Origin of the sequence: Frankia sp. CcI49, assembly GCF_001983215.1 — a bacterium.
GTDB lineage: Bacteria > Actinomycetota > Actinomycetes > Frankiales > Frankiaceae > Parafrankia > Parafrankia irregularis.
On the sequence record NZ_MOWP01000018.1, the window covers coordinates 125,261 to 151,473 of the forward strand.

18 protein-coding genes are annotated in these 26,213 nt (G+C 73.0%); 9 read left to right on the forward strand and 9 right to left on the reverse strand.

Annotation, left to right across the window (positions count from 1 at the left end; genetic code table 11):
• The first annotated feature begins 198 nt into the window (after nt 1–198).
• The 3 genes from CcI49_RS17945 (at nt 199) to CcI49_RS17955 (ending at nt 6,139) form a co-directional block, all read left to right on the forward strand.
• The gene (locus CcI49_RS17945; RefSeq protein WP_076827901.1) at nt 199–1,047 is read left to right on the forward strand and encodes a LuxR C-terminal-related transcriptional regulator; all 849 of its coding nucleotides are present in this window, start codon (nt 199–201) and stop codon (nt 1,045–1,047) included.
• A 748-nt stretch (nt 1,048–1,795) separates the two neighbouring features.
• Nucleotides 1,796–5,032, forward strand: a complete 3,237-nt coding sequence (locus CcI49_RS17950; protein ID WP_241840128.1) for an MMPL family transporter — start codon at nt 1,796–1,798, stop codon at nt 5,030–5,032.
• 285 nt (nt 5,033–5,317) lie between these two features.
• Nucleotides 5,318–6,139: an acyl-CoA thioesterase domain-containing protein gene (locus CcI49_RS17955; protein WP_054570142.1), complete on the forward strand. Its 822-nt coding sequence runs from the start codon at nt 5,318–5,320 to the stop codon at nt 6,137–6,139.
• A gap of 40 nt (nt 6,140–6,179) precedes the next feature.
• Here the strand turns inward: CcI49_RS17955 and nagA are convergent, their stop codons facing one another.
• Both nagA and CcI49_RS17965 read right to left on the reverse strand, forming a co-directional pair.
• Nucleotides 6,180–7,400, reverse strand: coding sequence for an N-acetylglucosamine-6-phosphate deacetylase (gene nagA / locus CcI49_RS17960; protein WP_076827903.1), 1,221 nt, complete (start codon nt 7,398–7,400; stop codon nt 6,180–6,182).
• A 46-nt stretch (nt 7,401–7,446) separates the two neighbouring features.
• Nucleotides 7,447–7,875, reverse strand: coding sequence for a cold shock domain-containing protein (locus CcI49_RS17965; protein ID WP_054570144.1), 429 nt, complete (start codon nt 7,873–7,875; stop codon nt 7,447–7,449).
• A gap of 527 nt (nt 7,876–8,402) precedes the next feature.
• On the opposite strand from CcI49_RS17965, the gene CcI49_RS17970 reads away from it, so the two are divergent.
• Nucleotides 8,403–9,113 (forward strand): SnoaL-like polyketide cyclase, encoded by a 711-nt coding sequence (locus CcI49_RS17970; protein WP_076827905.1) that lies wholly within the window; start codon nt 8,403–8,405, stop codon nt 9,111–9,113.
• Nucleotides 9,114–9,176: 63 nt separating this feature from the next.
• On the opposite strand, the gene CcI49_RS17975 is transcribed toward CcI49_RS17970, so the two are convergent.
• Entirely contained in the window at nt 9,177–11,585 is a 2,409-nt protein-coding gene (locus CcI49_RS17975) for a PAS domain-containing protein (protein WP_076827907.1), read from the reverse strand.
• A 249-nt stretch (nt 11,586–11,834) separates the two neighbouring features.
• Here CcI49_RS17975 and CcI49_RS17980 point away from each other — a divergent pair, with 249 nt between their 5' ends.
• Both CcI49_RS17980 and larC read left to right on the forward strand, forming a co-directional pair.
• Entirely contained in the window at nt 11,835–12,758 is a 924-nt protein-coding gene (locus CcI49_RS17980) for an aminotransferase class IV (protein ID WP_083749573.1), read from the forward strand.
• An 83-nt stretch (nt 12,759–12,841) separates the two neighbouring features.
• On the forward strand, nt 12,842–14,122 hold the full coding sequence (gene larC, locus CcI49_RS17985) for a nickel pincer cofactor biosynthesis protein LarC (protein WP_076827912.1): 1,281 nt from the start codon (nt 12,842–12,844) through the stop codon (nt 14,120–14,122).
• A 39-nt stretch (nt 14,123–14,161) separates the two neighbouring features.
• On the opposite strand, the gene CcI49_RS17990 is transcribed toward larC, so the two are convergent.
• Nucleotides 14,162–14,383, reverse strand: coding sequence for a hypothetical protein (locus CcI49_RS17990; protein ID WP_054570149.1), 222 nt, complete (start codon nt 14,381–14,383; stop codon nt 14,162–14,164).
• Nucleotides 14,384–14,772: 389 nt separating this feature from the next.
• On the opposite strand from CcI49_RS17990, the gene CcI49_RS17995 reads away from it, so the two are divergent.
• Nucleotides 14,773–16,350: an ABC transporter substrate-binding protein gene (locus tag CcI49_RS17995; RefSeq protein WP_076827914.1), complete on the forward strand. Its 1,578-nt coding sequence runs from the start codon at nt 14,773–14,775 to the stop codon at nt 16,348–16,350.
• Between the two features lie 72 nt (nt 16,351–16,422).
• Here CcI49_RS17995 and CcI49_RS18000 read toward each other — a convergent pair whose 3' ends face one another.
• Complete coding sequence (locus CcI49_RS18000) at nt 16,423–17,415, reverse strand: ParA family protein (protein WP_076827995.1); 993 nt, start codon at nt 17,413–17,415, stop codon at nt 16,423–16,425.
• Between the two features lie 338 nt (nt 17,416–17,753).
• On the opposite strand from CcI49_RS18000, the gene CcI49_RS18005 reads away from it, so the two are divergent.
• Nucleotides 17,754–18,869, forward strand: a complete 1,116-nt coding sequence (locus tag CcI49_RS18005) for a DUF2637 domain-containing protein (protein ID WP_241840129.1) — start codon at nt 17,754–17,756, stop codon at nt 18,867–18,869.
• A gap of 24 nt (nt 18,870–18,893) precedes the next feature.
• On the opposite strand, the gene CcI49_RS18010 is transcribed toward CcI49_RS18005, so the two are convergent.
• Nucleotides 18,894–20,300: a selenium-binding protein SBP56-related protein gene (locus CcI49_RS18010; protein WP_083749567.1), complete on the reverse strand. Its 1,407-nt coding sequence runs from the start codon at nt 20,298–20,300 to the stop codon at nt 18,894–18,896.
• A gap of 260 nt (nt 20,301–20,560) precedes the next feature.
• Between CcI49_RS18010 and CcI49_RS18015 the strand changes: the two genes are divergently transcribed.
• On the forward strand, nt 20,561–21,997 hold the full coding sequence (locus CcI49_RS18015) for an FAD-binding oxidoreductase (protein WP_076827920.1): 1,437 nt from the start codon (nt 20,561–20,563) through the stop codon (nt 21,995–21,997).
• A gap of 40 nt (nt 21,998–22,037) precedes the next feature.
• Here CcI49_RS18015 and CcI49_RS18020 read toward each other — a convergent pair whose 3' ends face one another.
• The 3 genes from CcI49_RS18020 to CcI49_RS18030 all read right to left on the reverse strand — a co-directional run bounded on the left by CcI49_RS18020 (nt 22,038) and on the right by CcI49_RS18030 (nt 26,149).
• On the reverse strand, nt 22,038–23,747 hold the full coding sequence (locus CcI49_RS18020) for an ABC transporter permease subunit (protein ID WP_076827922.1): 1,710 nt from the start codon (nt 23,745–23,747) through the stop codon (nt 22,038–22,040).
• Nucleotides 23,744–24,862 carry an ABC transporter substrate-binding protein gene (locus CcI49_RS18025; protein WP_076827924.1) on the reverse strand — a complete coding sequence of 373 codons (1,119 nt, stop codon included), beginning with the start codon at nt 24,860–24,862 and terminating at the stop codon, nt 23,744–23,746. The genes CcI49_RS18020 and CcI49_RS18025 overlap by 4 nt, the downstream gene beginning before the upstream one ends.
• Before the next feature lie 207 nt (nt 24,863–25,069).
• Nucleotides 25,070–26,149, reverse strand: a complete 1,080-nt coding sequence (locus tag CcI49_RS18030; protein WP_076827926.1) for a 2-oxoglutarate and iron-dependent oxygenase domain-containing protein — start codon at nt 26,147–26,149, stop codon at nt 25,070–25,072.
• Nucleotides 26,150–26,213 lie beyond the last annotated feature (64 nt).

The following is a 26,213-nucleotide window of genomic DNA, read 5'->3' on the forward strand; positions in this document are numbered from 1 at the left end:
GCAAGGAGATTTGTCTGCCGTAAAGGGCCACGCCGACCCGGCTGCGTGGACACCGCACGGCACGACGCCGGTTTCGCTGTCCCGCCTTGCCTTCGGTCGTCTTCAGACCGCGGAAATCGGGCGGGCCGGCGGCACCATTTGCCGTTTCGGAGTTTTGTTCGTTCTTAGTCCGCGAGACCCCCGGACGAGAGGAAGACGATGACATCGGGCACTACCGATGGCTGCTCGGTCGAGGCGATGCTGCCTCGGGCCGTCACCCGGCTGCGCGCCCGTACCGGCGCCGATCTGGCCTATGGCGGATCGGTCGACCCCCGCTCGCGCTACCTGACCATCAGCGCGCTCGACGGGAACCGCACGAACGCGTTGCGCGGAATGTCCCTGCCGCCGGGCCACGGCGTGGGCGGACGGGTGGTGGCCCTGGGCCGGCCCGTCGTGATCGACGCGGGCACCCGCCCGCGCTACACCGAGGACCAGCGCGACTGGGCTGTCCTGGGTGAGGACATCTCCTCGGTGGTCGCCGTGCCGGTGCGCGCCGGCGGCATCGTGCACGCGGTGCTGTACTGCGGGGTGCGGGCCGACAATCCGGTGCCGCCGGCCGCGGTGGAGACCGCGCTCGGTGTCGCCCGCCGGTTCGAGGCCATGCTGGCCGATCGCACGACGACCGCCCGGGCGGACGGCGCCGCGGCCACCCCGGGCGCGTCCCGGCTGCGGGYGCTGTGCCGGGTCGACTCCGAGCTGGAGGAGCTGACCTACCAGACCAGCGACCAGGCGCTGCGGGAGCGGATCATCGCGGTACGCGACCTGTTGGAGGACCTGTTCCCCGACACCGCGCCGCCGACCCGCGCCCAGCCGTTCGGGCTGTCCCCGCGTGAGCTCGACGTCCTGCGGCTCGTCGCGGAGGGCATGTCCAACGCCGAGACGGCCCGCCGGCTCGCGGTCAGCCCGGAGACGGTGAAGGCGTATCTGCGCAGCATCATGAACAAGCTCGGTGTGCACAACCGCACCGCGGCGGTGAATGTCGCGCGCCGCTCCAGCCTGCTGCCGTGAGCACCGCCGCCGGACCAGCCACAGGCTTCTCCGGCGGCGCTCGCCCAAGCTTTCCCGGCCGTGCCGGCCGGCACCCGCGCGGGCGGCGCAGGAAACATCCGAAAATACCGACGGGGTGCGGGCGTGGAGATCGCCCGCACCCCGTTCTGGATTCGCGTGGTCGAAAGTTCCCGTGCAGCCCGGGACCGAATGCGCGCCGTCCCGGGACGGATATCACCGCCGATGTGTCGGCCTGGGGCAGAAGGTGCGCCCGACCGGTGCCCGCCGGGGGCTGGTCGCGGCCGCGCCCGGCGCGGGCAGCGCCAGCGGGCCGGTGGACGCCGGAGAGGCACCGCCGCCGGTCTCGGCCGCCCCAGACTGCTCCTGCCCTGGTGGCGGCGGCGATCCCGCCCCGCCACGGGACGATTCGCCCCCGGAACGCCCGCCGCCGGCGGCTGGGCCCGCAGGCCCGCCGGCCCCCTCGGAACCCTCCGGACGACCCGCCGACTCGGCCGGTCCACCCCCGCGTGGCTGTGCCCCGTACTGCGGCCGGGGGCACCTCTCCCGCTGCGATGGCGATCCGCCGTTGTTGTGCCGTTCGAACTTGTCTGTCACGACGAACTCCCCCTCCTCCGGATACCCGACTGGCGTGACTCACGACGTCATCGGGGTACTGGCGCCATCGGCGTGAACATTAAAGAGGTATTCACGACTTTGGTACCCCTCTACGGGGGTATCACCCAATCTTTCGCACTTCTACGTTGAAGGCATGTCATTTCCCGTCGAAGTCACGCGGCGGTTCAGGGGCTCGACGGGGCGCCCCGACAGCCACCGGTCACCCGCCCACGCGGGAACCGTGGCCGCGTCGGCGACGGTGTCGTCGCCGCCACTGAGCCCACGCGCGATGCCACCGCCCACCAACCGCCTGCTGCCGGCACCGCCGGAAATCCGCCCGAAAGGGCCAGCCGCGCTCCCGCCGGCCCGGGCCCGGCTGGTGCGGGCGAGCGCGGTCGCTCCCGCCGACGAGCAGGCGAGCCGCGTGCCGGGACATCCCGGTGACACCGGTAACACCGGTGGCGCGGGAAGCGCGGGCGGTATGGGTAACGCGCGCAACAGCGGAAACCGGGGAAACCCGGGAAACACCCCCAGCGCCGGAAACGCCGGGAACTACGGCAGCTCCGGGAACTCGGGCCGGCACGGCGGCACGGGTGGTTCGCCGGGGCCGGCCAGCATCCCCGCCGGCGGTCGCGGCGGGCTGTTCGCGCTGCTGGCCCGGATCGCGATCAATCGCCCGGGCCGGGTGCTGACCATCACCGGGCTGGTCATCGCCTGCCTGCTCCCCTGGGCCGGCGGGGTCTTCGACCGGCTCGCCACCGGCGGCTTCTACGCGGCCGGCGACTCGGCCACCCGCGCCGAGGCGATGCTCGACGCCGAGTTCCCCGGCGCGCCGCCCAACGTCGCCATCATGGTCACGGCGCCGGGCACCATCGACGGGCCCACCGCACGCCGCCTCGGCGAGCACGTCACCGGGGAGCTGCGCCGCGAACCGGGTGTCAGTGGAATCGTCTCCTACTGGTCCCAGGAGCCCACCGCGGGCCTGCTGCGCTCCGAGGACGGCCGCAGCGGTCTCGTGCTCTTCCGGCTCACCGGCACCGAGGACGCCATCGCCCGGCACATCGAGGCGCTGCACGACCGGTACGCCCACGACGGCCCGGGAGTCACGGTGCGCTTCGGCGGCGCACCGGCGGTCATGCGCGACGTCACCGAGCAGAGCCGCTCCGACCTCGAACGGGCCGAGCTGGTCACCGCGCCGCTGGTGTTCGTCGTGCTGCTGTTCGCGTTCGGGGGCGTGGCCGCGGCGCTGCTGCCGATCGTCGTCGGCGGCACCGCGGTCGTCGCGAGTCTCGCGCTGCTGCGCCTGCTCTCCGAGATCACGCACATCTCGGTGTTCTCACTCAACCTGACGACGGCGCTCGGCTTCGCCCTCGCCGTGGACTACTGCCTCTTCCTGCTGCGCCGGTTCCGGGAGGAACGGGCCGGCGGTGCGCCGGCTCCCGTCGCGCTGCGCACCAGCCTGCGCACCGCGGGCCGCACGGTGCTGTTCTCCGGCCTGACGGTCGCGCTGTCGCTGACCGGTGCGCTGCTGTTCCCGCTGCCCTACCTGCGTTCCTACGCCTACGCGGGTATCGCGGTGGTGATCACTTCGGAGCTGGCGGCGCTGCTGGTGCTGCCGGCGGCGATCATGCTCCTGGGCGAACGGGTCGAGCGTGGCCGCCGGTGGTCACCACGCCGGCGCCCGGCACGCCCGCGCACATCGCACCAGCGCACAGCGGACCAGCGGACGTCAGGAAAGCAGCCGGCGGGCCGGCGGCCGGCGTGGCGGCGCGAGCCGGGAGCGGCGTGGATGGGCCTGGCACGGCGGGTGATGGCCCATCCGGTGCTGTTCGGCGGGGCCGCGGTCGCGCTGATGGTGCTGCTGGCGCTGCCGCTGGGCAACCTGCGCGTCGCCCTCGCCGACGACACCGTGCTGCCGACCACCGCGGACTCGCATCTGGTGAACGACGCCATGCGCGACGACTTCACCGTCTGCCTGCCCTGCCAGATCCCCGTCGTGGTACCCGGGGTGGACGCCCGGGAGCCCGCGGTGGTCGCCGAGCTCGGCGGGTACGCCGCCCGGCTGTCGCGGGTGCCCGGAATGGCACGGGTGGACACCGTGGCCGGCAGCTACACCGACGGCGCGCTCGTCGCCGCCGTGTCCGCCGAGGCCGGCCAGCAGTTCGTCGGGACCCACGGCGGCGCCTGGCTGTCGCTGTGGCCGACCGAGCCCGACCCGATCTCGAGCGCGACCCAGCGCACGGTGAACCTGGTGCGCGACATCCCCACCCCGTACCCGGTCGAGATCGGCGGGCTGGCGCCGCATCTGGTGGAGACCCGTGACACCGTCCTGCGCGGCCTGCCGGGGGCGATCGCCGTCGTRGTGACCGCCACGTTCGTCCTGCTGTTCCTGTTCACCGGCAGCATCCTGCTGCCGCTCAAGGCGCTGGTGCTCAACGCGCTCAACCTGGCCGCGGTGATGGGCGTGATGGTGTTCGTCTTCCAGAACGGGCACCTGCAGAACCTGGTCGGGCACTTCCAGGTCTCCGGGACGGTCGAGCTGACCAGCCCGGTGCTGATGTTCTGCATCGCCTTCGGCCTCAGCATGGACTACGAGATCTTCCTGCTCGCCCGCATCCGGGAGGAGCACCTGCGCGGGTCCGRCAACCGCCGTGCCGTCGCTCGCGGGCTCGCCGCGACCGGCCCGCTGCTGACCTGCGCCGCGCTCGCCCTGATCGTGGTCATGGTCGGGGTGGCTACGTCCGGCATCAGCCTCATCAAGATGATCGGGGTCGGACTGGCGCTGGCCGTGCTGCTCGACGTCACCGTGGTCCGCGCCGTGCTGGTGCCCGCGTTCATGGCCCTGGCGGGCCGCTACAACTGGTGGGCGCCCGGGCCGCTGCGCGCGGTGCACGAACGCCTCGGCCTGCGCGAGGCCGGCGGGGAGGCGGCGGGCGAGCCCGCGGACGCGCTGGCCGTCCCCCGCGGGGTCTTCCCGGCCGTGCTTCCGGTGACGTCGGGACGGCTGGGGGTTCCCGTGCGGCCCGACGCGACGCCGGTGCGGCCCGACCTCGGACCGCCCCGGACAACCCCGGCCGGCCCCCGCACCGGTGCGCCGAAGGCCCTCTTCTCCGCCAGCACCTACGGCCGCGCGGAGGACGGGCTGTTCGATCCGGACGGCTACGGGCCCCCCGCCACCACCACGCCTGCCTCAACCCCGCTGCCGGCGTCAGCGGGTCCGCACCCGGACCCCGACGGCGCCCACGACCCGGCCGACACCGTGGACGGATCCGCCGGTCATCATCTGCCCACTCTCGGCGAACGACAGCCCGTCGACGGCGGCTGGTCACCGGACGCCTGGTTCTCCCCGCACGGCGACACCCGCCGCGACGACCCCCACCGGGACGGCTGACGCAACACCGCCGGGACGGCTGGCGGGACGGCTGGCGAAAGGTGTGCTGGGGCACACCACGGGGTGCCGGGCCGAGCAATGCAGTATCCCGGATCTGCGGCGGGCACAGCGCCGCGATCAGGGCAGTCCCGCCGCGCCGGGGCCCGGCGGGACCGGGAGCGCGGGCGGGCACGGGTCCGGGTCGGGGCGACCCGGACCCGCGGCGGAGGGCGAGGGCGGAGCATGCGACCAACAGCCGACAGCAGGTCGGTCAGCGATTTCAGACCGGCAAGCGACATCAGGCCGGTGAGCGTCGATCCGGCCGGGTCCACGCTCCTGGGTCTGCTGGACCTGGAGGAGATCGACCGCGACCTGTTCCGGGTCCGGCAGGTGTTCGACGACCGCTACGCCCTCTACGGCGGCCAGGTCGCGGCCCAGGCGCTGCTCGCCGCCGGGCGCACCGTCGCCGAGGGCCGGGTGCCGCACTCGCTGCACGGCTACTACCTGCGCCTGGGCGACGCGTCCCGACCGACCGTGTTCCGGGTCGACCGCGACCGCGACGGCCGGTCGTTCTCCGCCCGCCGGGTCGTCGCCGTACAGGGCGGCAAGGTGATCTTCAACATGTCGGCGTCGTTCCAGGTACCGGAGCCGGGGGTGGACCTCACCAGCGATCCGATGCCACCGCTGGCGGCCCCCGAGGGCCTCGACGAGTTCGTTCTCGCGCGCCCGATCTCCTTCGAGGCGCGCGCCGAGCCGCTCGCGGCCGGCACGGACTTCCCGATCCGGCTGTGGGCCCGGTGCACCGACCCGCTGCCCGACGACCCGCTGGTCCACGCGGTCGTCCTGACCTACCTGTCGGACGGGCTCGCGGGCCTCGCGCCGTACCACACCGCGCAGGCCCGGTCAGGTTCCAGCCTGGACCACGCCGTCTGGTTCCACCGGCACATCCGCCTGGACGAATGGGTGCTGATGGATCATGTTCCGCGCACCGTCGCGGGCGGCCGGGGCTGGTACACCGGCACCATCCACGCCCGCGACGGCCGCCTCGGCGCGAGCCTGGTCCAGGAGGCGCTGTTCCGCCCACCGCTGGATCACCCACGCCGCCTCCCCGGCGAGAACGAGGCCTGACGGGCGTCTCACGGCACCGGACGTCACCCGGCAGCGGACGTCACCCGGTGCCGGGCGGCCCGGCACCGGCCCACCGCCCGCCCGCCAGGACGCCGGTGACGGCCAGGTCGGCGTCGAGCACCACCAGGTCGGCTGCCAGACCGGGCTCGATCGCCCCGCAGCTGCCCCGCAGGCCCAGGACCCGGGCCGGGGTGGTCGCCGCGGCGGCGACGGCGGTCTCGATCGGCAGACCGGCCCGGACGGCACGGCGCACCGCGGCGTCCATCGTCAGGGTGCTCCCCGCGAGCGCGCCGTCGGCGGCCAGCCGGGCCTCGCCGCCGCGGACCCGGACCGGCTGGCCGCCGAGCCGGTAGTCCCCGTCGCCCACCCCGGCCGCGTCGACCGCGTCGGTGACCAGCACGAGCCGGTCCGGCTGGGCGGCGACGAACCGCAGCAGCGCCGGGTGCACGTGCACACCGTCGTTGATGAGCTCGCAGACGACCCCGGCGTCGAGCGCCGCGCCGGCGGCCCCGGGCTCGCGGTGATGCAGCGGACGCATGCCGTTGAACAGGTGCGTCGTGAGCGTCATACCGGCCGCGAAGGCATCGGTGGCCTGGTCGTAGGTCGCGTCGGTGTGGCCGACCGCGGCGATCACGCCGTCGGCGAGCGCGGCGGCGACGACGTCACCGGCGCCGGGCAGCTCGGGGGCGACGGTGACAACCCGCAGCGTTCCGGCCGCCGCGGCGGCCAGCTCCGCGTACACCCCCCGGTCGGGCCGGCGCAGGTGCTCGGCCGGCTGGGCGCCGCGGCGGGCCGCGGCGAGGAACGGGCCCTCCAGATGCGCGCCCACGACATGGCCACCCGGGCCGGGTCCCGCCGCGGCGAGGGCGGCGATCCAGCCGAGCTGCTCGGCGAGGCGCGCCACCGGCGCCGTCACGAGGGAGACCAGCGTGCGGGTCGTCCCGTGGGCGCGGTGGAAGGCTACCGCTGCCGCCAGGTCCGCCGGGGAGGCGGTGACGTCGTGGCCGCCGCCCCCGTGCACGTGCAGGTCGATGAAGCCGGGTACGAGCCATGCCCCGCCCAGGTCGACGACCTCGGTGGGCACGGCCGCCGCCGCGGCGGCGACCTCGGCGTGCACCTCGACCCGCCCCCGCCCGACACCGGCGATCAGGCCGCCGCGGACCCGCACCCAGCCGGGGTCGAGGATCCCGGCCGGGGTGATCACCCGGGCGCCGGTCAGCACGGTCACCGCCTGCTCACCGGCCGAAAGTCCGGACGCCATGCCTGTCGAGGGCCCTGGTTCCCCGCCTGCCCGGTGCGCGGCCGGGCTAGTTCTCGACCCAGCCGTACTTGCGCGCGAAGCTGGCGAGCTGGCGACGCACGTGCAGGATCTGCGTGCCGGTCAGCGGCGGCTCGGTCTGCAGCAGCACCTCGGTGACCTCCTGCGTGAACTCCTCCACCGGCAGGACGTCACACAGCCCGTCGCCGCCGTCGTCCGCCCTCGCGGACACCGGCCCCGGACCCGCCACCGGCGACGGCCCGACGGGGGCCGAGCCCCGCACGATCCGGGCCGACGACGCCTTGCGCCCCCGGTCGCTGTCCTCGACGTCGAACTCCATCAACACGCCCGGCACCACCAGGCTCTTCTCGACGAGGAGGTCGTTCGCGTGCAGGAAGACGTCCTCGCCGCCGTCACTCGGCGCGATGAACCCATAGCCACGGACATGATCGAAACGAAGAACTTTACCCGTGCTCACAACTCACCCACAACCCCTGAGGAACCCAAGATCCGACCCGCTGCCGAGCGGGCCCGTCCGTCACCGCGGGAGGGGACCGTGGCAGTCGCCCGACATCTTAGGCAAGCCGCGGCGGCATGGCCGGGTTTCGGTCGTCTCCGCTCACGGACGGGCGACATCGCGGGCCGCCCTGGTCCGGTTCTCGTGCGGTCCTGGCGCCGTCCCGGCCATCCGCGCCGGATAATTCAGGTCACCCCTGGGCTACCCTTCGACCCCCGACGGCGGCAGATGTACCTGTCCCATAGGGACTTTCGACGTTCCTCCGGGGACGAACGGTGTGGGCCTGGCAGGTTGTTCCGCGACCAGACTCGTGAAGTACCCCGTTACGTCGCAAATGACGCATTCCGGCACCCGACCGGACCGTCGAGACGACCACCCGGGGAACACCGATCGAGGTCTGCGTCAGCCCCTCCCTGGCCGACGCATCAGTCCGCCAGAACCAGCCAGACCGTCAGAGCCAGACAGCCAGACCTCCGGAGGACGACACGGTGACCGACAACGGCCCGACCGGCACGACTCCGCTGCATCTACAGGGCCGCGAGGCGGTCCTCGCCGCCGCGACGGCGGCGGCGGCGGACACGCAATGGCGCCACGGCGCCCCGCCGGACTACCACTTCTCCCGCGAGGTGATGCCCGGCGAACGGACCACCCGGCACGAGCCGGGCTCGCTCGCCGACATCGTCGAGAACCTCGTGCAGGTCTTCGAGATGGAGCTGTCCCACAAGGCCGACCCGGCTCAGTGGGTCAGCATGGTCGTCGACCGGATCAAGGTGAGCCTCAACGGCGGCGCGCCCGCGGGCAGCGCCGAGCTCGCCGAGCGCGGCAGCTACAACATCCTGATCGGGGAGAATCCCTACTACAAGGCGAGCGAGGAGACGTTCGAGTCCTCGCACGAGGTCTTCCACACGGCCTTCCCGGGCGGTTTCTTCTGGGAGGTCCTCGAGGTGTACTCGCCGCCGCCCGTCATCTCCTTCAAATGGCGGCACTGGGGCAGCTTCACCGGCCCCTACAAGGGCAACGCCCCCACCGGCGAGCGGATCGAGCTGTTCGGCGTCACCGTCGCCCGGGTCTCCGAGGACCTGAAGCTGATGGAAACCGAACATTTCTACGACAACAGCCTCTTCCTCGGGCAGCTTGTCGGCACCGGTGCGACCGGGTCGGATGAGCCGGGCAGCCCCGGCTGCCCGGCCGGCGCCTGACCGCGGGCCCCCAGGCGCCGGGAAGGTGGGGGCAGGCCCGGATCCGGGCCTGCCCCCTTCGTCTCAGGCGCCGACCGGCGTCGGCTGAAGCCTGAAGATCGTGCGCCGGATGTCCTCGATGCTCGAATCAAGACCGTTGATGGCCGCGTTGAGCCGCGCGGCCGTCACGTCACCGACGGCCCGGGTGAGCGACTGCAGGTGCAGCCCGATGGCGAAAAGCCGCTGGATGACGAGGTCATGCAGGTCACGGGCGATGCGCTCACGGTCCTCGAACACCGCGAACCGGGCCCGCTCGCGCTGCGCCTCGGCCAGCTGGATCGCCATCGCGGCGTCGTTCGCGAAGACCCCCACGAGCTCCGGGTCGTCGGCGGCGAACGGAACGCCGTCCGGAGCGTTGCCCAGCACCAGCGCACCCAGCTGCTCGCCGGCGGCGGTCAGCGGGACGACCAGCGCGTCGCGCAGCCGCGGTCCCGGCGGAATCGGCGGGACCGGCACCGCCACCAGCAGGTCGCCCGCCCCGTCCACCCCGCCGTGGACCGATCCGGCGTCCCGCTCGCTCCCCGGCTCCAACGACGGATCCGACGAAGCCGCCAGATCCGACGAAGCCGCCACCGCCTCCGCGAGCGGCGCCAGGGCGATCGGGCCACTCCAGGCATCGGAATCGTCCAGGCCGTCGACGAGGACCGGACGACCGGCGAGGAACTCGGACCGGCTCTCGGCCGCCTCCAGCGCCAGCGCGAGGCTGTGCAGGGTCTCCGGGTCGGAATGCCGGTGGCCGGCGGAGTCCACCTCGGTGGCGACCAGGTTGCCGGCCTCGTCGGGCAGCGCGACCGCACCGACGTCCGCGGAGGTGACCGCCCGCGCCAGCGACGCCAGCAACATGCGCGCCTGCTGCGACTGGCCGGCTACCATCGCACCGGCGGTGATCTCGGCGCTGGCCGCGAGCCACGCCCGGCCCCGCTGCGCCGCCTCGTACCGTGCCCGGGCGCGGCGCTCGGACCGTTCCCGGTCGATGGCCGCGCCGAGGGTGTTCGCGACGGCCTGGACGAAGCGCGCCTCGTCGCCGGTGAACCGGCGCGGCAGCAGGCTGGCCACGGCGAGCACCCCGTACGGGGAACCGGCGCTGCCCACCCGGGACGCCAGCGCGGCCTGCGCGCCGCCCGCGTCCGACCAGCCGCTGCGCAGGTGCGGGCAGGCGTCCAGGTTGTTCGCCACCACCGGCTCGTCGACGTCGAACGCGAGATGGACCAGCGACCGCGCCTCGATCGCGAGCGGCCCGGTGAGATAGATCGGGCCGACACCGAGCGCCGTGGGTGCCGTCGGCGCCGCCGGGTCGGTCAGCGCCGCGGTGGCCGCCGCCGGGTCGGTCAGGAACACCCCGGGGTCGGTGGGCGCCGCGTCCCGCCGGCCGGCCGGATCCCGGTCCGGCCCCGGTCCGGGCCCCCCGTCCAGCTCGCCGTCCAGCTCGTGGTCCAGCTCACGGCCGTCCACGTCCCGCTGGATCACCTCGCAGACGGCCACCTCGAGTGCCCCGGCGACCAGCTCGACCGCCTCCGTCAGCAGGGTCGGCAGGTCGACACCGGCCAGTGCCCGCTGGCCGAGCCGGGCGAGCCCGGCCTGCTGCCGCTCGGCGCGGCGCAGGTCGGTGATGTCGGACAGCACCAGCGCCGCCAGCTCCTCGCCGCCCTGCTGGAACGGAATGACGGTCGCCCGCACGGAGCGGGCCGACCCGCCCTCGACGTCGAGCTCCAGATCTCCGAGCTGGCTGCGGCCCGTCCGCAGCGCGACCGGGACCAGGCCCCACTCACCGCCGAGGGAGCGCGAGCGCCAGTCGGCCGGCCGGACCCGCTCGACGAGCCGATCCAGCGGCTCACCGACCCGCAGCGCGGCGCCGACCATCCGGTCGACGGCGCTCGAGGAGCGGCGCACCCGCAGCTCACGGTCGTAGACGGCGACACCGGTCGGCAGGTCCTCGAAGGCGCTCCCGGTGCCGACCGACTCCAGCAGGGCGGACTGCTCGCCGACGACCTGGGCGTGCGAGCGCGACCCGGAGACGTCGACGATCGTCCCCGAGTTGCCGACGACCTCCCCGGCGGGCCCGCGCAGCACGCTGGCGCGGATCTGGACCCGCAGGTAGCCACCGTGACGGGTCCGGCAGCGCGCCTCGTGCACACACTGGTCCGTGCCGGCCCGCGCCATGTCGGCGAACACCGTCGCCGCGTACTCCACCTCGTCGGGGTGGACGTAGTCGAGGAAGCGGGCGCCCAGGCTCGGGCCGACCTCGTAGCCGGTCAGCGTCGTCCAGGCCCGGTTCAGGTAGGTCCAGCGTCCGTCCGTGTCGGTCCGGAACACGACCTCGCTCAGGGTGTCCAGCAGGCTGACCGCGGAGGTCTCCGCGGTCGCCGCCCGGCCCAGCCCGCCGCGCGACCAGGGCCGGYCCGCCGCCTCCACGTGCCTCGTCTCGGACGTCACCGAAGACCCCCATTCGTTCACGGCCCGCAGTCGTCGCCCGCGCCCGGCCAGGGTGACGGGAGATCTTCGTCGCGACGACACCGTACGCGCTACCGGAATTCGCCGCTGGCGGAACAACATCCTCCCCCGCGAACATCACGGGCCCACCGGCGGGGGCGGACGAATCGGGCCTTCACCTGTGTCGGCCCGGCCGGACCGGCCGCCCGGAAACGGTCACCATGACGCGGATGCGGCACTACGGTGGACGCCGTGGAGACGCCGTCGCCGCACGTCGAGGTCGACGCCCGCCCGGCCGGCCCGGCCGATCTGCGCCGGCTGGCGCTGACCAACGACGGGCATGTCACGACCATGCAGGTCCGGGCCGGCCGGGTCCGCGGGCTCGCGCTGCACCTGCGCCGCCTGGACCAGGCGAACCAGGAGCTCTACGGAACCGGCCTGGACCCGGACCTGCTGCGCGACCGGATCCGACACGCCCTCGCCACGACACCGACACCGACGCCGGCACCGACAACACCGGCGAACGCTGCGACTGCGACTGCGACGCAGGGTCCGGAGCGCCGCGGTGACGCGACCGTACGGGTGGTGGTCTTTCCGGGCGCGAACGGGGCGGTCCATGTCCTGGTCTCCGTCGGCGCACCGGCGGAACCGGCCGTCACCCCGCTGCGGCTGAGCTCGCTGTGCGCTCCGCGGCCGTTCCCACACCTCAAGCATGTCGGGACCTTCGGGCAGCTGCACAGCGCCCGGCTCGCCCGCCGCCGCGGGTTCGACGACGCGCTGCTCGTCACCGCGGACGGGCTGGTGTGCGAGACCACCGTCGCCAACATCGGCTTCCTGACGACCGGCGACCGGACCGGCGACGCGGCTGGCGACGCGGCAGGCGGGGCGGCTGGCGGCGCGGCTGGCGAGAACGTGGCCGGGCCGGCCACGGTGATCTGGCCGCAGGCCCCGATGCTGACCGGCGTCACGATGACGCTGCTCGACGAGCGGCTGCCGGGCTGCCGGCGGGAACCGGTGCCGCTGGCGGGCCTCGGCCGGTTCCAGGCCGCCTTCGTGGCGAACGGGCGCGGCCTCGCGCCGGTGGGGCGGATCGACACGACGACGTTCCCGGCCGCGCCGGCGGCCGTCGCCGCCCTGGCCCAGGTGTACGCCGCGGTGCCCTGGGACGAGATCTGACCGACGCCGGAGCCGGACCTGACCGGGACCTGCTCGGGTGGGTGGATCGCCGGCCGCCGGCCGCGGCCGGCGATGATGGGGCCATGGCGGGCGAGACGATCTCTGCGGACAATGTCGGCTGGCTCGACGCGACCGGCGGCATCAGCGGGGACATGCTCCTCGGCGCCTGTGTGGACGCCGGGGCTCCCCTGGACGCCCTGCGCGCCGCCGTGGCCGCGCTGGGCCTGGCCGACGACGTGGAGCTGGCGGCGCGGACCGTCACCCGCCGCGGGCTGCGGGCGACCCAGGTGCTGGTGCGCTGCGCGCCGAACCAGCCGGCCCGGGGGCTGCGCGACATTCTGGGGCTGCTGGAGTCGTCCACGCTCGCCCCGGTGGTTCGCGGGCGTGCCGCGGATGTGTTCCGCACCCTCGGTGCCGCCGAGGCGGCGGTGCACGGCCGCCCGATCGAACAGGTCCACTTCCACGAGGTCGGTGCGCTCGACAGCATCGCCGACGTCGTCTGTGCCATCGTCGGGCTGCACGCGCTGGGCGTCGGGCGGCTGGTGTGCAGCCCGATCTCGCTGGGGGGCGGGCGGGTCCACGCCGCGCACGGGGCGATCCCGCTGCCGGGGCCGGCCGTGCTGGAGCTGCTGCGGGCGAGCGGGGCACCCGGGGCGGGCGGCCCGGTCGACGTGGAGCTCGCGACACCGACCGGCGTCGCGCTCGCCGTCACCCTCGCGGAGAGCTTCGGCGCCATGCCACTGATGCGCACGACCGCGGTCGGGCTCGGCGCGGGCGGGCGGGATCTCACCGAGCACCCGAACGTGACCCGCCTCGTCGTCGGTCAGGAGAACCTGGCCGGTGCGGCGGTGGCACACGGTGCCCGGCACGGCGAGAACGTCGTGCTGGAGGCGAACGTCGACGATCTGGATCCACGGCTGTGGCCGTCGACACTGGCGGCGCTGCTCGCGGGTGGCGCGCTCGACGCCTGGCTCACGCCGATCCTGATGAAGAAGGGCCGGCCGGCGCACACCGTCTGCGCGCTGTGCGCCCCCGCCGACACCGACCGTGTGCGTGACGTGCTGTTCCGCCACACGTCATCGATCGGGGTCCGCGAGTACGTCGTCACGAAGACGGCGCTGGCCCGCCGGGAGCTGCGGGTGCCCGTCGCGGGTGGGCAGGTCCGGGTGAAGGTCGCCTCGTCGCGCGGCGAGGTCGTCAACGCCTCCGTCGAGCACGAGGACGTGCTCGCGGTCGCCGCCGCCCGGGGTCTGGCGCCGAAGGTCGTGCTGGAGCTGGCGCGGGCCGCGGCGGCGGAGCACCTGGGCACACCGGCGGCACCGGGCACACCGACAGCGCAGCCGGACCAGCCTGAGCACACCTGAGGCCGCGCGCCGGAGGCGGGCTGGGCGCGGCCCGAGCCGTCAGAGGTGCGACATGCCCTCGAACGGACTCGCGATGCGTTTCTGGCTTGACCCGAAATCCACCAGGACGGCATGGGGGCCCTCGACCCGGGTGACCCGGCCAAGCCCGAAGGCGTCGTGGACGACCCGGTCGCCCTCGACGAACTCGGGGGTCGGCACGATGACGGGCGCCTTGAAGGGGCTGGTCGGCAGGTGACGTCTGGGAACCGATGACTGGCTCATCGCCGTCAGTATGCAACGTGGTGGCTCCGGGCCCACGCAGGGGCCCACCGTGGCGCCCGCGGCCGCGACGGTGCCGACCCGTCCGGTGGCTGCGCGCCGACCGCGCACCGGCCCGGTAATCGGGCGAAAACGCCAGCTCGGAGTTGCGCAAACCGTGAACAACACCGCGAGAAGCTCGCTATCTTCTCGTGAAAGACAGCTGTCTCACCACGCGAGAACGTGCCTACCGGCACCGCTCCGCGGGCCGGCCGACGCCGGTACGTCGACCGACGGCAGCGGGAGCTCGACCAGATGGCAGCGCGCCGGCCCGGGCGCCCGCCAGCGCCAGCTCGGACGCGGGCGCACGCCCGGACCCGCGGGCTGCCGCGACACCGACGAGGGGACGACTCATGGCTCGGCGAGCACGATTACTGACCACCGCCATCGCCTGTTGCGCGGCACTCACCCTGGGTGCCGCCTGTGGCGGTGGCGACGACACCGGTGCGGGTCCGACGGCCAGCGGGCCCACCGGTGCGCCGGTGCAGGGCGGCACGGCGCAGGTCCTGCAGATCCGGGAGCCGAGCTCGATGGACCCGGTGACCATGACGAACGCCTGGCAGATCAGCGGGTTCGTCGGCAACGCCCTGTACGGCACCCTGATGGTCAACGACGAGAAGACCGACGAGCTCAGCTACACGATGGCCGAGTCGTTCGACACCACCGACAAGGGTGCCACGTTCACCCTGAAGCTGCGGCCCGGCCTGCTCTTCTCCGACGGCACCCCGCTCGACGCCGAGGCCGTCAAGGTCAACTGGGATCGCCACCGCGACCCGGCCAACGCCTCGCCGTACCTGTCCGAGGCCTCCCTGGTCGCCACCACCGAGGTCGTGGACGCCACCACCCTCACGGTGCGGATGAAGGCGCCGACGCCGAGCTTCCCGCGGGCGATGCTCACGACGTCCATGAACTGGATCGCCTCGCCCGCCGCGCTGGCGAAGGGCAGGGACTCCTTCGACCGCAACCCCGTCGGGGCCGGTCCGTACACGCTGAGGAGCTGGACCCGCCAGGACCGCATCGAGCTCACCCGCAACACCCGCTACCACGACGCGCCGCGGCCCTACCTCGACGCCATCACCGTCCGCACCTCGAACGACGCGAGCCAGCGCTACAACACCCTCGTCAGCGGCGGGGCCGACGTGGTCATCGAGACGAACGCGGACAGCCTCGACAGGGCCGCCGACGCGGGCTACACCACCGATGTCACCCCGCTCAACGGCGGGCTGTTCCTGGCGATGAACATGCGCAGGGCGCCGTTCGACGACCTGCGCGCCCGGCAGGCGATCGCCGCCGCGATCGACATGGACACCCTCAACCTCGCCGTCTACAACGGCGCCGGGAAAACCGTCGACACCCTCTTCTCCGACTCCTCCCCCCTCTACGTCGACGAGCCGTTGCGCAGGACCGACAAGGCCACCGCGCAGCGGCTGTTCGACGAGCTGGCCGCCGAGGGAAAACCGGTCGAGTTCACCTTCACCGCCTACACCACGTCCGAGATGAAGGACACCGCGGAGAACATCCAGGCGCAGCTCAGCGCCTACAAGAACGTCAAGGTCGACATCCGCGTGGTCGACTTCCCGGAGGCCACCAAGATGGGCATGGCCGGCGACTTCGACATGCTCGTGTGGTCGTCGAGCTTCGTCGACCCGGACCCGCGGGTGTGGACCGCGTTCCGCAGCGACTCCCGCGGCAACTTCCCCGGCGTCGACGACCCACAGCTCGACGAGGCGCTCGCGACCGGCCGCACCGCCACCGACACGGCCACCCGCAAGGCCGCCTACGAGACGTTCCAGCAGCGGCTGACCGCGCTCGTGCCGGGTGTGTTCACCGTCCGGGCGAACCCGGGCCTGATGGCGGCCAAGGACGTCGGCGGCGTCACCCAGTACGGTCTCGGCTCGCTGCTGCCCGACCAGCTGTGGATCAGGAAGTAACCGAGGTAACCGCCCCACCCGACCACGCCACGGCCGGTGGGACGCGCACGCGTCCCACCGCGCCGGGTCCGGTCACCGCTTCCAGTCGGACGTCACGGGCACGGCGTCGTCGCACACCCGGGCGGCGCCGCGGCCGGCCGCACCCATCCGCAGCAGGAACTCCTCGACCAGGTCGAGCAGCTCGCGGGCCAGCTCCGGGGTGAGATCCGGGGAGAGCACCGCCGGCAGCGGGGTGCCCGCCACACCGGCGAACCCGCGGTTGTTCACCCGCAGCATCGACGAGAAGATCGGGATCCCCAGCCCCTCGGCCCGCTCGATGTGCGGGCGCAGGAAGCTCGTCGGTGAGCCCCGGTAGTACTGCACCATCGTCAGGACGACGCCCAGCAGCCGCGGCTCGAGCGGCTTCACCGCCTGGTGGATGCCGGACTGCAGCTCGGCGACCCGGTTGTACTCCCAGACGAAGCGCCCCAGCCGCGCCATCAGGTGCTCGACCCCCACCGTCGACTGGTTGTCCGGCCGTGACGGGATGAGCAGGTAGTCGCAGGCGGCCACCGCGGCCCGGGTGATGACCCCGAAATGCGACGGGCAGTCGATGAGGACGAGGTCGTAGTCCGTCGGGGACAGCGCGGCGAGCCCCGCCGCGAGCTGCTGGTACACCTCGAAGTAGTAGCGGGTGGACCGGTGCGCCTGCGCCCCGCCGAGATGGCCGACGAGCGCCATCTCGATGTCGCCGAGCGCGAGATGGGAGGCGAGCAGGTCCAGGGTGCCCCCGCCCTCGGCCACCACCGCCTGGGCGACGGGGGGGCTCGTGACGTACCCGGCCAGCGGCGGCGGCGGGGTGCCCGGCCGCCAGGACTCGAACCAGGCCTTCACCGTCCTGCGCTGGTCGGCGAGATCCCGGCGCCACTGGTCGGCGCCGTAGAAGTTGAAGGTCAGGTTCGTCTGCGGGTCGAGGTCGATGAGCAGGACGCGCCGGCCGAGGCGCGCTATGGCCGCTCCGAGGTTCGCGGTCAACGTGGTCTTGCCGACACCGCCCTTGTAGCTGGCGATCGTCACGACCTTCACGGCATCCTCGCTCCCCGGTCGCGCGCCGGCCTCGCGGAGGACGGGCACCCTACGCCCTCCGGACATCCCGTGCACCCTTATGCCCCGTAGACAAGAAGACTACGGCCGAATCAGGATTCATCCCGTATTTGGGCACTGGACGCTCTTCGCGTCGCGCACCGCTCCCCCCGCCACACCCTCGCAACACCGCCGCAACACCCCCGGACGGACGCGGCTGGCACGAGAGTGTCGAGCGAACGGACCCGGATTTCGCAAAATCCACACTTCATGCCATGGTTTGCCCAAAGTTGTTCCCGGTACGGACGATCCAGACCGCCGGGACCGGGCCCGGAGACTGGGTGAGCGGTGTGGTGGACGAACAGGCGACGACGGGACCTCCGCGGGCGGGCGCGCGGTCCGAACGGGCGATCCGGATCACGACGGTCATCGCGGTGGCCACGGTCGCCACGGTCGCGGCCTTCGTCTCCTACCGGCACATGCGCGGTGTCGCCCTGCAGTACGGCGAGGACCCCATGACGGCGACCGTCCTGCCGTTCAGCGTGGACGGCCTGATCGTGGCGGCGTCCATGGCCATGCTCGGTGACCGGCGCGCGGGGCGGCGCCGGTCCTGGCTGTCGGGGGGCCTGCTGGCCGCCGGAGCCTGTGCCTCCCTGGCCGCGAACGTGCTGCACGCGGACCCCACCATCAGCGCCCGCGTCATCGCCGGCTGGCCGCCGCTGGCTCTGCTCGGCTCGTACGAGCTGCTCATGCGCCAGATCCATCCCGACCGGCGGCTCGCGGCCCCGCCTGCCCAGGCACCGGCAGACCCGACAGCGACGCCCGCCCTCTCCGTGGCACCACCCGAGGCCACGGGCCCGCGACCCGCGCAACCGCCGGCGCCGGCGCCGGCACCGATGCCGATGCCGATGCCGGTGCCGGTGCCGGTGCCGGTGGCGACGGCGGCCACGCCACCGGCGACCTCGACAGCAGACGCCGGGACGTCGAACTCGTCCGCCGGTCCGGACGGTCCGGCGGAAAGTGACCAGCCCACCGCGGCCGGTCCCTCCGCCAGCACCGGCCAGCTCAGGTCCACGGCGGCCGCCGTACGCCAGCCAGCACCCGGCAGGCTCGGCGCCCGGACCGGACCAGCGCCGCTGACCGGCCTCGACGCGACGGACCCGTCGGTGAAGCGCGCGGCGATCATCCGCGCCCTCGACGAGTCCGGCGGCTCGGCCACGGCCGCTGTGGCCCTGCTCGCGCGATGGGGCGTCACCGTCAGCAAGAGCTGGGTCTACCAGGTCCGCAAGGAGACCCGCTACGCCGGTCTGGCCACCGGCCCGCTGCCTGTCGCCGTCCCCACGCCCCGCGCCGCGGACCCGGGCGCCAGCACCGGAGCCGGCGCCGGCGCCGGATCGTCAGGACGGCGCCGCGGCATGGCCACCCCCGGCCCCTCCCTGACGCTACCGATCCGCTGACAGCACAGCTCATCCGGCACCGCGTCAGGCGAAGCAGTAGGAGTCGGACGAGGCGTCGCCGGCCTCCAGCCGGATCTGGTGCACGCGTCGGCCGCGGAAGTCGGCGCCGTGGGGGAAGAAGCGGACGTCCGGGCTGATCCCGCCCGCGTCCACGTCCGCATCGAGGCGCGCCATCCACGCGCCGACGCCGTCCGGGTAGAACTGGTCGTCCCACGCCGAGTACAGCGAGTTCGTCAGGTAGACCCGACGTCCGTCCCGGCTGATCTCGACCATCTGCGGCCCGCCTGCGAGCGGCTCGTCCGGGGCGGCCGGATGAGGGGTGCGGCGCGTGATCCCACCGAGGCGCACCGACCCGACCTCCCGGGGTGAGAACGGGTCCCGAACGTCGAACTGCTTGAGCTCTCCGGTTCCCCAGCAGGACACGTAGAGCCAACGGTCGTCGACGGACAGGTCGATGTCGGTCACCAGGGCGGGGACCGCGCCGAACGGACGAATGACCGGTGGCAGATCAGCCGGGTCCGCGGGTTCGGGCGGAATCGTGATGACCTTCCGCGCGGCCCACCCGTCACCGTCTCGGTACCACAGCCACACCGACGCGGAAAGATCCGTGACGTTGGTGACGACGCCGGCGAAGCCGTGGGAGGCGCGCGGATCGTGGGCCGGGCGCACCTCCAGCACCATCTGGTTGTCGTGCCCCAGATCGACGGTCTGCAGGTGCTTACCGCTGCCGAGGTCCCAGAAGTGCAGAGCGTGGCCGTACTTCCGGCCGAGCAGGAGCTCGGCGTTGACCCCGTCCTCGATCATTGACGGCGTCCCCCACTCGGAGGTGACCGCCACCCCCTGCGTGAGATGCCACCACAGGTCGTACGCCAGGTACTGCGGGCCGCGGTCCTGTTCCCAGGGGCCGACCACCTCGAACGTGTCATGATCGAGCAGCGCCACCCCGCCGGGCCCGTCGGCGCCGTCCGCCCCGCCCAGCGCCGACAGGTACAGACCATGCGGCCCGCAGTGGACGGTGTGCGGCCGGGAGTAGCCGGCCCTGGCGGCGAGCTCGGCCGCCTCGATCGTGTGCACCAGGCGCGGGCTGCGTGGATCCGGCCGGGTGTCCAGTACATGGATCCGGGAGGACCGCAGCCCCGGCACGACGAGATAACGTCGCTCCAGGCCGCCGTCATGCCCGTGGTGCTCGTGGCAGAGCGCGCTGCTGCACGCGTTCCAGCCGAAGTGGTGCAACTCGTCGCGGAGCCCCGGCAGGTCGGCCCAACCGACGATCTGGCCGTAGGACGACGAGGTGGAATCAACGTCGACCACGGTCATTGCATCCGATATGGCTCCTTCCGGATCGAATGCCGCGACATAGGCCAGATGTTCCGGCGGGGCCGCCGCAGCATCGCCCGGCGAGCGGTAGAAGGTCGGATCCGGGTTGCTCACAGCCACTCCTCGATCAGGACAACGGGGCGGTCCAGCTCGTCAGGCCAGCTCGTCAGATCGTTCGATCACATCCGTCCGCGGTTCGAGATCGGCCCATCCAGCTACCTCATTGCCCCGTCTGAAATACCGAAACCGGTGACTGGACCTGACGTGCCGGCACGCTTTGCGACCATCCGGCCGTGGCGCGAGTCTGGAGGGGTGGGTGACGCAGACCGGTGCTTACCGGTGAGCACCGGTAAGCACGAGGGGAGGGACGCGCCATGTCGGCACAGGTGCTTACGCTGGAAGGCGAGCGGCAGACGCTTTCGGACGAGACGGTCGAGGAGATCCGCGCGATCTTCCGCGGGGAGGTTCTGACCGCGGGCGACGCCGGATACGACGACGTGCGGGTCATCCAGAACGCCATGCTCGACCGCAGACCAGGGCTGATCATCCGGTGCACCGGGACCGCTGACGTCGTCGACGCCGTCCGTCTCGCCGCAACGCGAAACCTGCTCGTCGCCGTCCGCGGCGGCGGCCACAGCATCGCCGGTACCTCCACGGCCGACGACAGCCTGATGATCGACCTGTCGGCGATGCGGGGTGTCTGGGTCGACCCGCAGCAGCGGCGGGTGCGGGTGGCTGGTGGTGCCACCTGGGGCGATGTCGACCGTGAGACGCAGCTGCACAGGCTCGCGGTACCCGGTGGGGTCGTGTCGACCACGGGGGTGGCCGGCCTGACGCTCGGGGGCGGAATCGGCTGGTTGCACCGCAGGTACGGGCTGGCCTGCGATGCGCTGCGTGCGGCCGAGGTCGTGACGGCCAGCGGCGACGTCGTGCGGTGCAGCGCCTCCGAGMACGAGGACCTGTTCTGGGCGCTGCGCGGCGGGGGCGGCAACTTCGGCGTGGTGGCGTCCTTCGAGTTCGAGGCCTACCCGCTCGGCCCGGTCGTCTGGAACGGCATGGTCGCCTACCCGATCGAAGACGCCGCCGAGATGCTCCCCCGCTGGCGGGACTGGACGTCCACCGTCCCCGACGAGGTCACCAGCCGTGCCATGCTGTGGTCACTGCCGGCGGCGCCCGCGCTGCCGCCCGCCGTGCACAACCGCGACGTGTTCATCGTGGCCGCCGTGTACGCGGGCGATCCGGACGAGGGCCGGCGGGCGTGTCGGGCGCTCGCCGAGTTCGGCCCGCCGCTCGCCGACATGAGCCAGGCCCTGCCCTACCGGGCAGCGCAGTCCTCCCTCGACGCCTTCTTCCCGAAGGGCGGGTTGCAGAGCTACTGGAAGTCCGTCTACCTGGACCGCCTCGACGAGGACGCGACCGCGTTCGTGGCCCGCGTCGGCCAGGACCGCCCGCATCCGATGACCATGGTCCACGCGCCTCTCCTGGGCGGCGCCATGGCGCGGGTCGGGCCGGCGGAGACCGCGTTCGGCGATCGCAGCGCCCGGTACATGCTGAGCCTCGACGGAAACTGGCTGGACCCGGCCGACGACGGCGCGAACATCCGTTGGGTGCGCGATGCCTACGACGATGCCGTCAGGCTTCGGGCCGCGTCGGGCACCTACCTCAACTTCGGCGGTGACGCCGACCTCGACGACGCCGCCCGGGCACGGGCCTGGGGAAGCAACGTCGAGCGCCTTCGACAGGTCAAGCGCCGTTACGACCCGGAGAACCGCTTCCGGCTCAACCCCAACATCCCGCCTGCCGAGAGCTGAGCCGACGCGCTGTCTCGTGAGCCTCTCACCCGCGATGCCGTCAGGAGATGCCGAGGCGGCGGTGGCTGAGGCGTTCGAGGCTGGTGACGGCCGCGTTGGCGAGCACCATGACGAACGTGGTCAGCACCACGGCCGACCACAGCTGGTCGTACTTGTAGGTCGCCGTCGAGCGCAGCATCAGGAAGCCGATGCCGCGCCCGGTGGCCAGCCACTCGGCGACGAGCGCGCCGATCAGTGCCCGCGGTGCCGAGATCCGGGCCGCGCTGAGCAGCGCGGGCACCGACGTCGGCAGCTGGGCCTTCACCAGGATCGCGAACCGGCCACCGCCGGACGCACGGATCAGGTCCACCATCGGTCTGGGCGTTCCGCGCACCGCGTCGAGCACGGTCACCAGCGTCGGGAAGAACACGATGATGCCGGCGATGACCACGGTGGCGGTCAGGCCGCTGCCGAACATCGTCAGCATCAGCGGGGTGAACACGGTCAGCGGCACCGACTGCAGCAGGATCGTGGCCGGCATCAGGGCCTGGCTCGCGGCCGGCCACAGTGCCAGCAGCGTCACCAGCGCCATCGCGATGGCGGTTCCGGCGACGAAGCCGATCGCCGCCTCCTGCAGGGTCGTCCCCAGCGCGCTGAACAGCTCGGAGCGGTGCTCCCCGGCCTTCGGCGCGCTGACCATGTACTCCCAGACGTCCACGGGAGTCTTGGCGACCAGGTCGGAGAGGTCGAAGACGGTGATCAGACCCCACCACAGGCCCACGACGGCGGCGGCGGAGGTGACCGCGGCGCCGGCGGTGCGGGCCCAGCGCAGCGGCGCCGGCCGGTCGGCGTTGCGCCGGCGCGCGTCGGCGTCCGGGTCCAGCGACGGGGTCAGGTCCACCGTCTCACCCGCCCACGGGGCGACGAGCCGGCCGACCAGTCCGGTCAGGACGTAGCCCGCGCCGGCGATCACGGTCGCGACCAGGGCCAGCGCCCAGGTGAGCGCGAGGTCCATCTGCTGCTGGGTGGTGATGATCGCGTTGCCCAGGCCGCGGTCCGCGCCGAGGTACTCGCCGAGGATCGCGCCGAGCATGGCCGCCGGTGCCGCGATGCGCAGGCCGGCGAACAGGCTCGGCAGTGACGCGCGCAGCCGCACCCGCAGGGTCTGGGTGACCGGGCGCCCGCCCGCCGCGTGCACCACGTCGAGCGCGGCGCGCGGAGCGGTGCGGACACCGAGCACCCCGGCCAGCAGCGTGTTGAAGAAGACGCTGAGCGCGGCGATCGCGACCGAGGCGCCGTTGCCGGGCAGCAGTGCCTGCAGCACCGGCCCGATCGCCATCGCCGGCAGGCAGTAGACGACGACCGAGATCCGCAGGATGGGCCGTTCGGTGCGGGGCAGGAACGCCCCGAGGAGCACGAGGGCGACCGCGGCCGCGTTACCCCACAGCCATCCCTTGAACGCGCCGGACAGGGTCGCGCTCGCGTTCGAGCGGACCATGTCCCCGTTGTCGGCGAGCGCGGTCACGACGGCGCGTGGGCCGGGCACGTAGGCGGGCTGCCAGGCACCGACCAGCGCCCACAGCGCGACGACACCGACGAGTGTCAGCGTCGGCGCGAGCAGTCGGGCCCGGACGGTCCGCCCGACGGTGCCAAGCCACTGGGTCGCTGCCGAACCGCTGCCGGGGCTGCCGCTGCCGGGCCTGCCGGGGCGTGTGGGGCGGCTGGGGCTGGGGCCAGGGCCGCTGGACGTGGCCGCGCTCGCGACGGTCACGAGGCGGGGACCGCCGGCAGCCCGGAGATCAGCTCGGGGGACTCCTGGTAGATCTCGTCGAGCAGCGACAGGTCGAACAGGTCGGCGGCGTCGATCTCGTACCCGGAGGCGGCCAGCGTCCTGATGTTGGTGTCGACCAGCGCGTCGCTGACCGTCAGCAGTCCGGCGGTCTTCGTGCCCGCGGTCAGGATCAGGCCGTTCTGGACGTCCGCGACCTTGGTGACGACGTCCTTGTTGAGGCCGGCGTCCTTGGCGTAGGTCTGCAGGGTCAGGTCGACGCCGCGGCTCGGCGTGGTCGCCTGGGTGACCCAGCCGGAGATCTCCGCCTTCAGCGCGGCCTTGAGCTCGTCGCGCTTGTCGGAGATGGAGGAGTCCTGCGCGATGTAGACCTGCGCGACGAGCGGGTAGCCGTTGTCGGCCAGCAGCATCGTGGTCACCTGGTGGCCCTTGGCCGCGAGCGTGATCGGCTCGTTGGTGACGTAGGAGAACCAGCCGTCGACCTCGCCGGTGGTCAGCGGCGTCGGGTCGTACTGGACGGGCACGGCCGTGACGTCATCGGCGTCGATGCCGGCCGCCGCCAGGAACGCCTCCCAGACGGTGGTGTTCACGGCCTGCACACCGATCTTCCTGCCGACCATGTCGGCCGGCCTGCTGATCGGCGCGGAGGTGAGCGAGGTGATCGCGTAGCTGTTCTTCTGGTAGAGCGCGCCCACGATCTTGACCTTGGCGCCGTTGTTGAGCCGGGCGGCCGCGACCTGGTCGGGGGTGGAGGCCACACCGAGGAACGCCTTGCCGGTGCCGACGTCGGTCGGTGACGGGGTTGCCGACGGGCCGCCGGGGATCAGCGTGACATCACCGAAGCCCTGCTTGCCGTACAGGCCATCGCTCACAGCAATATAGGTGCCCGCGAACGCGACGCCCTGGGTGTAGGAGAGCCGGAAGCTGATGTCGCCGTAGTCCGCCGGGCCGGCGGTCGCGGCCGAGCCGGTCGAGGTGGTGGCGGTGTCGGAGTCGTCATCCGAACAGGCGCTCAGCACGGTGGGAACTGCCAGGCCAAACGCCGCAAGACCCACCCCACGGCGGAGGAAGGCGCGGCGGTCGGACAGCGTCGACATGGGTTCTCCTGGGAGAGGTGATGGGGCGTCCGGGATGAGATCGGCGCCACGGGACGAGCGGGCGTGGTGTCGACGGGTCGGCGCGGACGTGTGTCCCGTCGGCCCTACACCTGCCCAGCTCATTGCATGAAGCAATATTAAGGAGGCCTGTTTCCGGATCGGTCCCCGGTCGTTGCCGGCCGGTTTCCGTCTGTGTGGGCCGCCGGCTCAGCGGGTGAGCGCGCCCGTTCGGTCACCGAGCGTGGACGTCGCCGTCGTCGGGCGGTGCAGCCGCGGGGCGGCGAACTTCGCGGCCAGGTGCTCGCCGGCGACCACCGGCGGGTACTTCGGCGGGTCGTCGGCGCCGGTGCAGGTGGTCAGGCACTCGACCCGGGCGTCGTAGTTGCCGTCGTGGAAGAACGCGATCGAGCGCCGCCGGGCCACCCTGTCGGCCCGCGGGACGGGCAGCACCACCCGGTGCACGGTGGAGGCCCAGTGGTCGTTGGTCCACTGTGCGAGCAGGTCACCGAGGTTGACCAGGAAGGCCCCGGGCCTGGGGATGACCGGGTGCCACCCGCCGTCCGGGCCGACGATCTCCAGGCCGGGCACCTGGTCGCCGTAGAGCACGGTCAGGATGCCGTAGTCGGTGTGCGCACCCATCCTGGCCGGCTCACCGGCCGCCGCATCCGCATCCGCGGGCGCGTCGCCGGCCGTGACGTTCCCGCCGCGCGGGGCGGTGCGGTAGAGCAGCGCGCGCAGGGTGTCGGTGGAGTGGTCGGTGAACGCGTCGAAGTAGTTCTCGGGCAGGCCGAGCGCCACCGCGAAGATCGCGGTGAGCCGCCGGGCCAGCCCGGAGACGGCGGCGAAGTACGCGGTGAGTGCGGGACGCAGGCCCGGCGGGTCGGTGGGCCACAGGTTCGCGGCGAACACCCCGTCGCGTTCCCGCTCGTACACGGGGTCACCAGCGGGCCAGCCCTCCGGGCCGATGTTGAACGCCTCGAAGGTGTCCGGCTCGGCGTTCACACCGAGGCTGTAGGCCAGCGACTCCGCTTTCGGCGGGCTGTACCCGCGGTTGGTCATGACGTCCGCGGGGACGTAGCCCAGCTTCGTCTCGGCCGGCAGCGCCCAGAACGCGTCGAGCTCGCGCAGCGCCGAGTCGATCACCACCGGCTCGACCCCGTGCCCGACGATCTCCAGGAACCCCACCCGGCGGCATCCGTCGTCGATCGCGGACGCGATCTCCCGGCGCCGGCGCGGGTCACCGTCGTGCAGCCCGCCGATGTCCACCACCGGGACCAGCTCGGTCATGCGACGCTCCCTCTCCTGGTCGGTGGATGTCACCGCACCAGCGGGAGTGAATATAGGCCACACC